Raw genomic sequence first — 12,688 nt, forward strand, 5'->3', positions numbered from 1 at the left:
GAACCGGAGTCCCAACAGTCGAAAGTCCCCCCAAAAGGAGTCCATCCATGCACCCGGCACTCTCCCCGGCCCGCCTACGACGCCGGTTACGCCCGCTGACCCTGGTGACCGCCATAGTGGCGCTGCTGGGCACGTCCCTCGTCATCCACACCACCCAGGCAAGCGCGACGTCGAAGGCCCAGGCGGGGGGTTCGTCCGCCGCGGTCGTACGGGTGGCGGAGTTCCTCGCCGACTGCCCCTTCAGCCACCGGCTGCCCGACGACCCGATCATCTTCCCGGGCCTGCCCGGCGCGTCGCACATGCACAGCTTCTTCGGCAGCACCACCACCAACGCCCACACGACCCTCGCGTCCCTGCAGAGCTCCCCCACCAACTGCAACCCGCGCACCGACCTGTCGTCGTACTGGGTGCCGACCCTCTACAACGGCGACACCCCGGTGGAGCCGACCATCACCACGTTCTACTACCTGGGTGAGGGCGTGCGCGACGACATCGTCGCCCGGACCCAGCCGCTCCCGCTGGGCCTGCGGATCGTCGCGGGCAACGCCAAGGCGACCACCCCCGACGACCCGACCAGCAACGCCCGCTGGTCGTGCCTGCACGCAGGTCACGTCCCGCCGTCCAAGGACTTCGTGACCTGCCCGGCGGGCACCATGATGGAGTCCTACCTGGACTTCCCGCAGTGCTGGAACGGCAGGGACCTGGACTCGGCCGACCACAAGAGTCACATGGCCTACCCGGTCAACCAGGCCTGCCCGGCCTCGCACCCGGTGCCGGTGCCGAAGCTGCGCCAGGTGCTGCGCTACCCGGTGAACGGGAACCCGGCCAACTTCCGGCTGGCGTCGGGCCGCGGATACACGATGCACGGCGACTTCTTCAACGCCTGGCCGGTGGCCGAGATGGAGCGTCGCGTGCGCGACTGCATCCGCCCGGTCATCAAGTGCGGCGCGGACGGTACCCCGTCCTGACGCCGGAGTGCCGGATTCGCGTTCCGTCCTGACGACGGTGTGCCGCCCCGGTCCCTCGTTGACGACGGTGTGCCGGACCGGCATCCCGTTCCGACGGCACCGGTGCGGGAGCCGACCTCCGCACCGATCCCCCGTGCCGTCCCCGGCGGCGGGACCCGGAACATCGGGTCCCGCCGCCGGCGGGCATCGCGAGAAAGCTCGAAAAGGGAGAGCCGGCTCGAAAGGGAAACCCGAGGGGAAGGCGAAAGAGGGGGCGACGGGGGGACGGGGGGCTCGTATACGTCTACTGGCTCTCGCCCTCACCGGCCTGCGCCTGCTCGTCCTGCTCGACGAGCGTGCCGCACTTGTAGCCCGCCTCCCGTTCGGGCTGGAGCTGGATGCTGCCGAGATTCGTGGTCTCGATCGGGCGCCGGAAGGTGTCCAGCTTGTCGCAGTCGTAGAAGACGTACGTGCCCTCACTCTCTCCGAGCAGCATCATCCACCGGCCCTCGTAGAGGGGCTTGTCGTCCTCGGCGTTCTTGATGACGGTCCACTGGTCCTGGAACCCGACGTAGGGCAGGAGGTCGTTGGCCTGTCCCGTCTCCTGGACCTCGATCGCTCCCGTGACCATCTGCAGGATCAGCAGGAACCCCAGGCCGATGCCCGTGAGAGCGCCGGTGAGCACCTTCATGCCGGCGCGGCCGACGGGCTTGCGGCGCAACAGCCGGAACGGTACCAGGAACGTCAGAACACCCAGCCCCACCGCCACGACGACCATGGCGGCGATGTCGAGTTCGCCGACGAGGCTCAACAGGCCCCAGTAGGTCGCGCCGCACCACAGCGCGGCGATCAGGGCGGCGATCCAGGGGCGTTGCCGTACGGCCGCCGTGAACCTCCCGACCGCGCCGCGGGTCACCTTGTCGATCAGCCAGCCGAACCCGACGACGAGGCCGAGGAGCGGCACGACGATCAGCAGGAGCAGGATCAGCGTCCCCATCAACCGGCCGAGCAGGACGGACTGGTCGATGCCCGCCTGCTGCGGGCTGATGTTGAACACCCCGTACATCTGCTCCACGCCGAGGTAGAGGACGGCGTAGAGCGCGACACCGATCGGGACGATGATCGAGCCGATGCGCTCGATCATCGCCAGGGCGCTGGTGTTCTCCTCCTCGACGGGAGGTTCTGCCCGCACGGAAGGTTCAACGGGGGGTGCGGGGGGAATGTACGTAGATCGCTCTGAAGTATCCTGACTTGTCACGAAGGATGATGGTAAGACATAGCGGTTGACGCAACGTTGATTGAACATAAACGCGTCGAGTCGCGCCACCGGCTGGGAGCCCGAGGATCGGTGCCGTCCCCGGAGCCGCCGCCGAAGGGCCCTCCCGCCACCCGGGCCCTCCCTGACCACCGTGTCCGGTGGGCCGGAGTGTTCCCCTTAACACCCGTGATGTCCTCCTGATCTGTGAAAAGTAACTATAAGTTTTTGCTGCGCAACCCAAAGTAATGGGGTTAGCCTGCGTACCGGCACAGGCTGACGGCGGCGAGAACTGCGAGCACGGCGGGGACGGCGAGGACATGGTGACGGAAGGCGCGGTGGCCATGGTCACCGGTGCGGCACAGGGCATCGGCGAGGCGGTGGCGCGAGCCCTGACCGCGACGGGCACGCGCGTCGCCGCGCTCGACGTGAACGCGGAGCGGGTCGAGCGCGTCGCCGCGGAGCTCGGCATCGCGGTCGCCTATCCCTGCCAGGTCACCGACAGCGTCGCCGTCGACGACGTGGTCGCACGGGTCGAGGCCGATCTCGGCCCGATCGGGCTGCTCGTCAACGTCGCAGGAGTGCTCTGCTCAGGACCGGCCGTCGCCATCAGCGACGACGACTGGGCCCGCACCTTCGCCGTCAACACCGGCGGGGTCTTCCACCTGTCCCGCGCGGTCGCCCGCCGGATGATCCCCCGCAGATCCGGGGCGATCGTCACCGTGGGCTCCAACGCCGCGGGCGTGCCACGGATGAACATGTCCGCCTACGCCGCCTCCAAGGCCGCCGCCGCGCAGTTCACCAAGTGTCTCGGCCTGGAGCTGGCGCCGTACGGCATCCGCTGCAACGTGGTGTCGCCCGGCTCCACCGACACTCCCATGCAGCGCGCCCTGTGGACCGGCGACCACGACGCCCGGACGGCCATCGACGGGTCGCCGGCCACTTTCCGGGTGGGCATCCCCCTCGGCAGGCTGGCCGATCCCTCCGACATCGCGGACGCCGTCCTCTTCCTGGCCTCCGACCGTGCCAGGCACATCACCATGCAGGACCTGTACGTCGACGGGGGCGCCACGCTCCGGTCGTAGCGTCGCCCCCTCCCATTCCTGGATCCCTCTCGACAGGAGACCTCTTCACGATGCCGTCGAACGACACCCTCACCATGTCTCGAATGCCCGACCTCCTGGGAGATTACGAGCCCGGCACCTTCTTCTTCACCTCGCCGACCCGTACCCTGCTCGCCCGGGGAGTGTTCCGGGAGGTCCCCGATTCCGGGACGACGAGCCTGCAGGGACGCGTCGCCTCGGCCCTGCGCGACGCGCTGGACTCCGGCCACCCCAACCCCGTCGTGGTGGGCGCGATTCCCTTCCGCGACGACCGGCCCGCGCGCCTGCTGGTGCCCGCCGCCGTCTGCTGGACGAGCCCGCCGGCCGGTCTCTCCGCCGCCCCCGAGCGGATCACGGGGACGTTCACCGGATTCGGGCCGGTCTCCGACCCTGGCGACTACGTGCGCGGGGTGGAGAAGGCGCTGGTCAAGCTGACCGCCGGAGAGCTCAAGAAGATCGTGCTCGCTCGCACCATGGACATCACCCTGGGCGCCCCCGTCGACGTCGGCCGTGTACTGCGCAATCTCGTCCGGCGCGACCCGCAGGCCTACGGCTACGCGGTCGACCTGCCGTCGAGCGGCGACACGGCCCGTACCCTCCTGGGAGCCAGCCCCGAGCTGCTCGTCTCCCGCTCGGGCCGCCGGGTCACGACGAACCCGCTCGCGGGGTCCGCGCCCCGCCACCCGGACCCCGTCGTCGACCGCGAACGGGCCCGCGCCCTCCTCTCCTCGGACAAGGACCTCCGCGAGCACGCCCTGGTGATCGAGAGCATCGTGGAGGCGCTGCGCCCGTACTGCCGCAAGCTGTCGGTCCCCGCCGGGCCCTCGCCGCTGTCCACCGCCTCCATGTGGCATCTGTCGACCCGGATCACCGGCGTGCTGGACGACCCGGCGGTCACGTCGCTGGAACTGGCCACGGTGCTGCACCCCACCCCCGCCGTCTGCGGTACGCCCGCGGGCGCCGCGCGCGAGGCCATCGAGGAGATCGAGTCGTTCGACCGCGGCCTGTATGCGGGCCTGGTCGGATGGGGCGACGCGACGGGCGACGGCGAGTGGGTCGTGACCATCCGCTGCGCCGAGGTCGCCGACCACACCCTGAGGCTGTTCGCGGGCGCGGGGATCGTCGCGGGGTCGGTGCCGGAGACCGAGCTCGCCGAGACCACAGCCAAGTTCCAGACCATGCTCCGCGCCGTCGGCCTGGACCAGGACCGCTGACCCGCCGGCGCGGGAAAGACCCGTCACCGCAGGAAAACCGCAGGAAAACCGCAGGAAAGGAGACAGTGCCCGTGGCCCTTCCCCAGATCGCCCCCTACCCGCTGCCGGGGGAGGACGATCTTCCCGAGAACCGGGTGAGCTGGCGCCCTGATCCGTGCCGCGCCATCTTGCTGGTCCACGACATGCAGAACTACTTCCTCGCCCCCTTCGCCGCCGGCGCCTCGCCGCTGAACGGGCTCATCGCCAACATCGGCCTCCTGCGCGACGCGTGCGCCGCGCGGGGGGTTCCCGTCGTCTACTCGATGCAGCCCGGAGGCCAGAGCGAACGCGAGCGCGGCCTGCTCCAGGACTTCTGGGGCCCGGGGATCCCCGGCCTCCGGGAGAGTGAGATCGTCGCGAGCCTTCTTCCCGCGCAGCCCGACATCCTGCTCACCAAGTGGCGCTACAGCGCCTTCTGCAGGACCGACCTGCGCGCCCGGATGGAGGCCATGGGTCGCGACCAGATCATCGTCTGCGGTGTCTACGCGCACATCGGCTGTCTCATGACCGTCTGCGACGCCTTCATGCAGGACCTCCAGCCGTTCCTCGTCGCCGACGCCGTCGCCGACTTCTCCGCGGAACACCACACCATGGCCCTCACGTACGCCGCGCAGCGCTGCGCTGTCACGGTCGTCACCCAGGGTCTGCTGCGCGACTGGGAGCTCGCGTCGCCGCCCGCCGAGGTGGTCGGTGGCGGGTAGCGGGGATCCGGTTCGCGAGGCTGCCTCAAATACTGTCGGGGGGTATTCTTCAACAGGGGAGGCCGAGCGGAGGGGGAGAGATGCACGGATACACCGCCAACAAACAGGACCATCTACGGCGGCTGCGCCGGATCGAGGGGCAGGCGCGGGGCCTGCAGCGGATGGTCGAGGAGGACAAGTACTGCATCGACATCCTCACCCAGGTGTCGGCGGCCAACCGGGCCCTGCAGTCCTTCGCGCTGTCCCTGCTGGAGGAGCATCTGGCGCACTGCGTGGCCGAGGCCACCGCCAAGGGCGGCGCCGAGGCCGAGGAGAAGGTCAGGGAGGCCACCGACGCCATCGCCCGCCTCGTCCGTTCCTGAGCGCGCCGCGACGGGCGTCGCCGTTCCCGAGCCCGATGCGGACGATCACGCGCCGATCTTCTCGGCCAGCATGCGCTGGAAGTGGGCGCAGCCGGTGAAATCCTCGTGGTCGCAGTCCAGGGCACATTCGATCAAGTGGAGCGACGACCGCGCCTGGGCGACGCGTCGTGTCAGCTCCGCGTGCCTGCGGCGCAGGATGTCGCGTCGCGCCTCCGGGTCAGGGGTGGAGATCACCTCCCGGATCTCGGCGAGGGAGAACCCGGCTTCCTTGGCGCGCAGGATCATCGCGACGCGATAGAGATGGTCACGGTCGTAGCGACGACGGTCGGCCCTGATGCGGGCGGGGGTCAGCAGTCCCATGGACTCCCAGTGCCGCAGGACATGGGTGGGCAGGCCGAATCGCCGGGCGATCTCGCCGATGCTCATCATCGCGCCGTCGTCGCTTGACTTCATGTCGACATTAAGTCGCATCCTCGATGACATGTCCAACAACACCACCGCGAACCGAGCGGACCATGCGGGCGACGCAGGCCGAGCAGAGTGGGAAGGCAGGGAGGAGCCGGGAGGCGACCCCGTCATCGCGCTGATCCGGGTGCTCGACGCGCTCGACGCCCTCCCCGATTTCGTCCGGTTGCGCGCCCGCTCCTACGACCTGCTCAACCTCACACCGGGGGCGTCCGTGGTCGACGTCGGCTGCGGCACCGGCCTGGCCGTCGCCGAGATGGCCGGACGCGGCGCGCGGGTGACCGGCGTCGACCTCAGCGAGCTGATGATCGCCGAGGGCCGCCGGCGCGAGCCCGGCGCGGATCTCCGCGTCGGCGACGCCCGCGAACTGCCGTTCCTGGACGGGGAACTGGCCGGGTATCGCGCCGAGAAGCTCTATCACGAACTCGACGACCCCGCCGGGGCGCTCGGCGAGGCGCGACGGGTGCTCGCCGCGGACGGGCGCGTCGTCCTGATCGGGCAGGACTGGGACACCTTCGTCATCGACTCCGACACTCCGGCACTCACCCGGACCATCGTGCACACCCGCGCCGACCTCATCCCCACCCCCCACGTCGCCCGCGCCTATCGTGCCCTCCTGCTGGACGCCGGATTCGACGACGTCACCGTGGAGGTCCACACCGCTGTCCTCACCGGCCCGCTGATGCTGCCCGTACTCGCGAGAACCGCCGGTGCCGCCCGTGACGCCGGCGCCATCACCGCGGACGACGCCGACGGGTGGATGGCGGAACAGGCCGAACGCGCGCGTACCGGACGGCTTCTCCTGGCCATGCCGCTCTTCGTCGCGGCCGCGCGCCGCCCCTGACAAAAAGCGGTGTACAGCCAGTTATGGGGCTGGGGAAGCGGGTGATACCGGTATAGAGCTATTCCGTGGAATCCGCCTCGTGCGCGTCCCGATGGTCGGGATCGACGGCGAGCACGACATGGAGCAGGTCCTCGATGGCGTGGGCGAGGCGCTGGTCGGACAGCTCGTACCGGGTCTGGCGCCCCTCGGGCACCGCGACCACCAGGCCGCAGCCGCGCAGGCACGACAGGTGGTTGGACACGTTCTGGCGCGTCAGTCCGAGCTCGTCGGCCAGGCGTGCCGGGTAGGTGGGTCCCTGGAGGAGGGCGATGAGCATCCGGCAACGGTTGGGGTCGGCCAGCGCCCTTCCGAGACGGGCCATCGCGTCAAGGCGTGTCGCGGCGGTGAGCATGGTTATCACAATACATCAGTTGCTGTATATACAGTGATTGCTGTATAAACACTGGGAACTGTACCGACGGGGACGGAGCGTCATGGGGCACGGGCACGGGCACGGGCACACGAAGCCGACGGCGACCGCGGCACACCGCGGGCGCCTGGTCGTCGTGCTGCTGCTGACCATCGGCGTGCTCGTCGTCGAGGTCGTCGGCGCGGTGCTGTCGGGCAGCCTGGCGCTGCTCGCCGACGCCGGGCACATGGCCACCGACGCCGCGGGCATCGCGCTGGCGCTGTTCGCCGTCTGGATGGCCGGCAAGCCGGCCAGCGCCCGGCGCACCTTCGGCTACCAGCGGGCGGAGATCCTCGCCGCCGCGATCAACGCGGTCGCCCTCCTCGCCCTGAGCCTCTACATCCTGTACGAGGCCGTCCGGCGCTTCGCCGATCCCGAGCCGGTCGGCGGGACGGTGATGCTCGTGGCGGCCGCGATCGGCCTGGCCGCCAACGCGGTCGGGCTGTGGCTGCTGCGCCCCGGCCAGGCGGAGAGCCTCAACCTGAGGGGCGCCTACCTGGAGGTCCTCGGTGACCTGCTGGCCTCGGTCGCGGTGATCGTCGCCGCGGTCGTCATCGCGCTCACCGGCTGGACGACGGCGGACCCGATCGTCTCCGTCGTCATCGCCCTGCTGATCGTGCCGCGCAGCTGGAGCCTGCTGCGCGAGGCCGTGGACATCCTGCTCGAAGCGGTTCCCCGGGGGGTCGACCTGGAGGAGGTCCGCAGGCACCTGCTGGAGACACCGGGTGTCATCGACGTCCACGACCTGCACGCCTGGACCATCACCTCCGGCCTCCCCGTCATGTCCGCCCACGTCGTGATGGCGGACGGCGTCCTGGTGGACGGCTCCTTCGGCCCGGTGCTGGACCGGCTGCACGAGTGCCTGGCAGGTCACTTCGACGTCGAGCATTCCACCCTGCAGCTGGAGCCCGCCGGTCACGCGGACCACGAGGGCGCCCGGCACCGCTGAGAGGGCACCCGGACGCGGGTGTCATGGCCGCTCAGGGGGTCTGGAAGCCGGCCTTGGCCAGCACCTCCGCGCCCTGCCGCGACAGCACGAGATCGACGAACCGCCTGGCCGCCTCCGGGGCGGGCGCGCCGGACAGGACCGCGATCGGGTAGTCGTTGATCGCTTTTTCGGCCTCGGGGAAGTCGATGCCCCGCACCTTGCCGCCGGAGGCGATGACGTCCGTCCTGTAGACCAGGGCGGCGTCGACCTCACCGAGCTCGACCTTGGTCAGGGTGGCCTTGACGTCCTGTTCCAGCGTGACAGGGGTGACCTTGAGCCCGGCCGCGGCCAGTGCCCTCACCGCGGCGGTGCCGCAGGGCACCTGTTCGGCGCACAGGGCGACCTTGACCTTCGGGCCAGCCAGGTCCGCCAGGTCGTCGACCTTGGCCGGGTTGTCGGCGGGGACGGCGATCTGGAGGGTGTTGCGCGCGAAGACGGCCGGGCCGATGGCCATGGAGTCGTCGGTGACGGTCTTCATGATGGCGGGACTGGCGGCGGCGAAGACGTCGGCGGGGGCACCCTGGACGATCTGCTGAGCCAGGGTGGCGCTGGAGCCGAAACCGAACCGCACCGTCGTGCCCGGATGCGCGGCCTCGAAGGCCTTGCCCAACTCGGTGAACGTACCGGTCAGCGACGCGGCGGCGAGCACCGTCAGCGTCGTGGCATCGCCCTTGGAGGAGGCAGGGGCGGACGCGGGAGCCGGATCGCCGGCGCCGCAGCCGGACAGGACGGCGGCCAGGGCGAGGGCGAGGGGAACCGTGACGGCCCGCCGGGAAAGACGCCTGGACAACGAGGGCTCCTTACTGACTCACCGTGCTGATCCGGAACGTCACCGGGAACAGCCACCATACCTCGCACATTCATCCGTAAAGAAGATGATCGCTGGCAAACAAGCCATATATTGCCATTTTTCCAAGCATCTGCGATGTCTAGAAACCTTCCGCGCGGACCGGTGCACCGGCCGGACCGGGAGCACGGGCGACCCCGGACCTCGGTGGTGTGTGGACGGGGTGCACGAGAGAAGGCATGCTGCACTTCGCGTCCACCGAATGCCGGAATGAATGGATCAGGTATGGATCTGCTGCCCTTCGCCGCGGCGCACGCGACCACGGTCGCGGGCTGGCCCGCCTCGCCGCGAGAGGTCGCGATGTGGTGCGGACGGCACGAGTTCCCCCTGCCGGCGCGGGTCGTCACCGACTGGCAGCAAGGAGAGGACGTGCGCTCCCACATGCTCTTCGCGCAGGGGGATCCGCTCGGCTACGGGGAGCTGTGGGTCGACACCGAGGAGGGAGAGATCGAACTCGCCCGGATCATCGTGGCCCCCGGCGTCCGGGGCAGGGGGATCGGGCGGGAACTGGTGCGAGGACTGGCCGCGCTGGCTCGGGACGCGGGCTACGCGAACGTCTTCATGCGCGTGCACCCCGACAACGACCGGGCCCTGCGGTGCTACCGGGGAGCCGGTTTCCTGCCGGTCGACGCCCACCTGGCGGCGGAGTGGAACGTCTCCCAGCCGGTCGACTACGTCTGGCTGCGGCACATCGACCCCGGCGAGCCCGGTCACCCCTCCCGGGCGGGCTGATCTTCACCGAGCCTTCATCGTGAACCGGGCGGATCGATTTCACCAGAACAGGTGAAACATTTAAGTCACCTGATTTAAACAACTTTCCGAGGTGAGGGCCGCGCGGCCGGGGTCATGCCGGCGCTGCCTCCGCGTGCGCTCCCGTACCGTCATCCAAGGGGCCCGATCGGCCTGCTCAGGCCGCTGAACCGGCTCAGGGCCGGGGAGTGGCCCGATACCGCTCGTCACCGGCGATGTCGCACGGGCGTTCCCCGGCCCGCGGTGGAGGAAATGGCCCGAGCTCAATAAGGAATGGCTCTCGGGCCCGATAAGCAACCCTTATGACACATCCGTTGTCCCAGCGGTATTACCGCATCTAGCGTAAATATAAGCCGTGGCCGGACCGAGCGGAGGAGGACACGTGAAATTCGGGATATATCCTGCCTATATTGGAGGCCGAGATGTCGCCGGCGACAACGCGCGGTTCGTCCACACACTCACCGCTCGGGCCCTCATGGAGGACACCTTTCCCAGCCTGCGGCTCAAGCGCGACCTCGATCTGGGAGTCGCCGATCCACACGCGGCAGGGGAACGTGTCGTGGGGGCGTGCGTCGTCGCCGACGAGAGCATGACGGCTCTGGCCCTCGAATCGGCCGCCCGCGCCGCTCCCGAATGGGGCCGTGTCCCGCTCACCGAGCGGATCGAGATCGGACGTCGCATCGCGGAACGGATCCTTGAGCACCTCGATCCCCTCGTCGAGATCCTCGTCGCCGAGGGCACACCGCGCTCCGCGGCCGAAGGCATGATCGGCGGGCTCCCGTCCACCAGCTGGAGCCGGGAGACACTCGAATGGTGCGCCGGGCAGATGGAGTTCCGCCGGCAGGACGGCGAACGCGAGATGATCCTGCGCCGCGTTCCCGACGGCGTCGTCTGCATCAACCCTCCCCAGAACGCCGCGGCGGTCAACGCGCTGAACGGCCTCACCGCTCTCCTGGCCGGCAACGCCGTGGTGGTGCGGGCGCCCCGCGGGGTCGCGCTCAGCTGCATGTACGCGATGCGGGAAATCGCGGCGCCGGTGCTCGAGGAGGCGGGAGCGCCGCCAGGAACGCTCAACGTCCTCTGCGGGCCGCCGATGCTCGACGCCTGGATGGCCAGCGAGCACGTCGACGACGTCCTCTACTTCGGGGGCAGCAAGAAGGGGCTCGAGTTCGAGACCGACTGCGTCGCCGCGGGCAAGAAGCCGATCCTGGAGCTCGCGGGCAACGACTGCTGCGTGGTGTGGCACGACGCCGACCTGGACGCCGCGGTGGAGACCCTCACCCAGTTCTTCATGAACTCCGGCCAGATCTGCAACGTGCCCAACCAGGTGATCGCCCATCCGGAGATCGCGGACGAGCTCATCGAGCGACTGGTCACGGCCACCAGGAGGATCCAGCCCGGATACCCGGACGAGGCCGGTGTGGTGCTCACCCCGGTCCTCGGGGTCGACTGGTTCTTCGGCTGCCTGGCGGAGGCACTCGCCAAAGGCGCGAAGCTCGTCCACGGCGGCCGTCGTCTCGAAGTGGACGGCTCGCCGTCCGACACCGGTTTCTTCGTCGAGCCGAGCATCGTCCGGGTCGACGGCCTCCGGGACGCGAGGTCGCTGTCGGTGGTCCGCGACGAGACGTTCTTCCCGCTGCTTCCGGTCATCGTCCCCGAGACCGGCGCGACGGACGACGCCCTGCTGGAGGAGGTGCTGACCTTCGTGAACGGCAACGCGTACGGCCTGCGCAACTCCTTCTGGTCCACCGGGAACCCGACGATCGAGCGAGTCCTGGAAGGGGTCACCAACGGCGGCAACCTGAAGATCAATGATTCGCACACCGCCTTCCTCCCCTTCCTGCCCAACCAGGGCGGACCCGGTCTCACCGGCGGCGCCTTCGGCGAGGCGAGTCACCCCATGCTGCGCACCACCCATCTGCAGGGCGTCAGCGTCATCCGCCCGGCGGGCTGACGCGTACCGATGCGGACCGATGTGGACTGACGGCGGACCAACGGCGGACTGACAAGGAGCACCCGTCATGACATCTCGCATTCTGAAGGCCACGGTGCCGGCGACGGCCGCCGAGGTGATCGAGCGGCTCGGTGACGAGCCGGCATTCCCCGCGTACGCCCGTGACATCGTCTCCGTCTCCGACACCGGCGACGGGCTCCGCCAGTGGGTGCTGGCCTTTCGCGGCGGTACGGCGAGGTGGGTGCAGCGCAGCCGGGGGCCCGGAGGCGGCCCGCAGCCGTATCGCATCGAATTCGAGCAGGTCAGTGGAGATTTCCAGCACCTCAGGGGCGCCTGGACGAGCACGGACCTTCCTGACGGTTGCGAGGTCGTGTTCGATGTGAACTACAGCACGAGCGTTCCCCACCTCGCGGGGGCGATCGACTCCGCCGTCGGGCGGGTGCTGGTCCGCAGCGCCCACCAGATCATGTTCGCCGTCGGAGGCGCGGTGCGTGTCACGGCCGGCGACCGGCACCTTCGGGACCTGCCGGAGGGCTTCACACCGGAAGGGATCATGGGCGACGCGCTTCGGTGACGTTCAGGATGCCCGCGACCAGGACGCGCAGGGGCGGGCGTCCACGTTCGTCCGCCCGGGTGTCACCGGAGGTCCGATGTGGCCGGGTGAGGATGAATTCCTGCCGCGAGCCGATCGTCCGCGTCGAATCCCCTTTTTGGTCGAGTCACCTTTTCAAGGGAACAGGCGTGACCGCTCAGAGGATCCTGAGATGCGAT

The 12,688-nt window shown here is 69.5% G+C and carries 14 protein-coding genes; 10 read left to right on the plus strand and 4 right to left on the minus strand.

Going from position 1 to position 12,688, the window contains the following annotated elements; all coding sequences use genetic code 11:
* The first annotated feature begins 47 nt into the window (after positions 1-47).
* On the plus strand, positions 48-968 hold the full coding sequence (locus tag ACTOQ1_RS15715) for a DUF1996 domain-containing protein (protein ID WP_440067777.1): 921 nt from the start codon (positions 48-50) through the stop codon (positions 966-968).
* Positions 969-1,251: 283 nt separating this feature from the next.
* Here the strand turns inward: ACTOQ1_RS15715 and ACTOQ1_RS15720 are convergent, their stop codons facing one another.
* Positions 1,252-2,139 carry a hypothetical protein gene (locus ACTOQ1_RS15720; protein ID WP_440067778.1) on the minus strand — a complete coding sequence of 296 codons (888 nt, stop codon included), beginning with the start codon at positions 2,137-2,139 and terminating at the stop codon, positions 1,252-1,254.
* A 383-nt stretch (positions 2,140-2,522) separates the two neighbouring features.
* Here ACTOQ1_RS15720 and ACTOQ1_RS15725 point away from each other — a divergent pair, with 383 nt between their 5' ends.
* From ACTOQ1_RS15725 to ACTOQ1_RS15740, 4 genes are all read left to right on the plus strand, one after another.
* Positions 2,523-3,287 carry a 2,3-dihydro-2,3-dihydroxybenzoate dehydrogenase gene (locus tag ACTOQ1_RS15725; protein WP_440068138.1) on the plus strand — a complete coding sequence of 255 codons (765 nt, stop codon included), beginning with the start codon at positions 2,523-2,525 and terminating at the stop codon, positions 3,285-3,287.
* Positions 3,288-3,370: 83 nt separating this feature from the next.
* Positions 3,371-4,519, plus strand: a complete 1,149-nt coding sequence (gene dhbC, locus ACTOQ1_RS15730; RefSeq protein WP_440067780.1) for an isochorismate synthase DhbC — start codon at positions 3,371-3,373, stop codon at positions 4,517-4,519.
* A 71-nt stretch (positions 4,520-4,590) separates the two neighbouring features.
* Complete coding sequence (locus tag ACTOQ1_RS15735; RefSeq protein ID WP_440067781.1) at positions 4,591-5,259, plus strand: isochorismatase family protein; 669 nt, start codon at positions 4,591-4,593, stop codon at positions 5,257-5,259.
* Positions 5,260-5,339: 80 nt separating this feature from the next.
* A complete protein-coding gene (locus tag ACTOQ1_RS15740; protein ID WP_440067783.1) occupies positions 5,340-5,621 on the plus strand; it encodes a metal-sensitive transcriptional regulator in 282 nt (93 codons plus the stop codon).
* A 45-nt stretch (positions 5,622-5,666) separates the two neighbouring features.
* Here the strand turns inward: ACTOQ1_RS15740 and ACTOQ1_RS15745 are convergent, their stop codons facing one another.
* Positions 5,667-6,074 carry a helix-turn-helix domain-containing protein gene (locus ACTOQ1_RS15745; protein WP_440067785.1) on the minus strand — a complete coding sequence of 136 codons (408 nt, stop codon included), beginning with the start codon at positions 6,072-6,074 and terminating at the stop codon, positions 5,667-5,669.
* Between the two features lie 28 nt (positions 6,075-6,102).
* On the opposite strand from ACTOQ1_RS15745, the gene ACTOQ1_RS15750 reads away from it, so the two are divergent.
* Entirely contained in the window at positions 6,103-6,930 is an 828-nt protein-coding gene (locus ACTOQ1_RS15750) for a methyltransferase domain-containing protein (RefSeq protein WP_440067787.1), read from the plus strand.
* Positions 6,931-6,988: 58 nt separating this feature from the next.
* On the opposite strand, the gene cmtR is transcribed toward ACTOQ1_RS15750, so the two are convergent.
* Positions 6,989-7,321: a Cd(II)/Pb(II)-sensing metalloregulatory transcriptional regulator CmtR gene (cmtR, locus tag ACTOQ1_RS15755; protein WP_440067789.1), complete on the minus strand. Its 333-nt coding sequence runs from the start codon at positions 7,319-7,321 to the stop codon at positions 6,989-6,991.
* Between the two features lie 82 nt (positions 7,322-7,403).
* Between cmtR and ACTOQ1_RS15760 the strand changes: the two genes are divergently transcribed.
* Positions 7,404-8,327: a cation diffusion facilitator family transporter gene (locus tag ACTOQ1_RS15760; protein WP_440067791.1), complete on the plus strand. Its 924-nt coding sequence runs from the start codon at positions 7,404-7,406 to the stop codon at positions 8,325-8,327.
* A 31-nt stretch (positions 8,328-8,358) separates the two neighbouring features.
* Here ACTOQ1_RS15760 and modA read toward each other — a convergent pair whose 3' ends face one another.
* Complete coding sequence (gene modA, locus ACTOQ1_RS15765) at positions 8,359-9,156, minus strand: molybdate ABC transporter substrate-binding protein (RefSeq protein ID WP_440067793.1); 798 nt, start codon at positions 9,154-9,156, stop codon at positions 8,359-8,361.
* A 282-nt stretch (positions 9,157-9,438) separates the two neighbouring features.
* On the opposite strand from modA, the gene ACTOQ1_RS15770 reads away from it, so the two are divergent.
* From ACTOQ1_RS15770 to ACTOQ1_RS15780, 3 genes are all read left to right on the plus strand, one after another.
* Complete coding sequence (locus ACTOQ1_RS15770; RefSeq protein ID WP_440067795.1) at positions 9,439-9,945, plus strand: GNAT family N-acetyltransferase; 507 nt, start codon at positions 9,439-9,441, stop codon at positions 9,943-9,945.
* 400 nt (positions 9,946-10,345) lie between these two features.
* Complete coding sequence (locus ACTOQ1_RS15775; protein ID WP_440067797.1) at positions 10,346-11,917, plus strand: aldehyde dehydrogenase family protein; 1,572 nt, start codon at positions 10,346-10,348, stop codon at positions 11,915-11,917.
* A gap of 67 nt (positions 11,918-11,984) precedes the next feature.
* A complete protein-coding gene (locus ACTOQ1_RS15780) occupies positions 11,985-12,491 on the plus strand; it encodes a type II toxin-antitoxin system RatA family toxin (RefSeq protein WP_440067799.1) in 507 nt (168 codons plus the stop codon).
* Positions 12,492-12,688 lie beyond the last annotated feature (197 nt).

The sequence above is a fragment of the Streptosporangium sp. OZ121 genome (assembly GCF_051918885.1).
Lineage (GTDB): Bacteria > Actinomycetota > Actinomycetes > Streptosporangiales > Streptosporangiaceae > Streptosporangium.

What these genes read in the sequence shown, in the direction of transcription:
- ACTOQ1_RS15780 (WP_440067799.1), top strand. Translation starts at nt 11,985, where the DNA reads ATGACATCTCGCATTCTGAAGGCCACGGTGCCGGCGACGGCCGCCGAG.
- ACTOQ1_RS15715 (WP_440067777.1), top strand. Translation starts at nt 48, where the DNA reads ATGCACCCGGCACTCTCCCCGGCCCGCCTACGACGCCGGTTACGCCCG.
- ACTOQ1_RS15770 (WP_440067795.1), top strand. Translation starts at nt 9,439, where the DNA reads ATGGATCTGCTGCCCTTCGCCGCGGCGCACGCGACCACGGTCGCGGGC.
- ACTOQ1_RS15740 (WP_440067783.1), top strand. Translation starts at nt 5,340, where the DNA reads ATGCACGGATACACCGCCAACAAACAGGACCATCTACGGCGGCTGCGC.
- cmtR (WP_440067789.1), bottom strand. Translation starts at nt 7,321, where the DNA reads ATGCTCACCGCCGCGACACGCCTTGACGCGATGGCCCGTCTCGGAAGG.
- ACTOQ1_RS15750 (WP_440067787.1), top strand. Translation starts at nt 6,103, where the DNA reads ATGTCCAACAACACCACCGCGAACCGAGCGGACCATGCGGGCGACGCA.
- ACTOQ1_RS15760 (WP_440067791.1), top strand. Translation starts at nt 7,404, where the DNA reads ATGGGGCACGGGCACGGGCACGGGCACACGAAGCCGACGGCGACCGCG.
- dhbC (WP_440067780.1), top strand. Translation starts at nt 3,371, where the DNA reads ATGCCCGACCTCCTGGGAGATTACGAGCCCGGCACCTTCTTCTTCACC.
- ACTOQ1_RS15745 (WP_440067785.1), bottom strand. Translation starts at nt 6,074, where the DNA reads ATGAAGTCAAGCGACGACGGCGCGATGATGAGCATCGGCGAGATCGCC.
- ACTOQ1_RS15725 (WP_440068138.1), top strand. Translation starts at nt 2,523, where the DNA reads ATGGTGACGGAAGGCGCGGTGGCCATGGTCACCGGTGCGGCACAGGGC.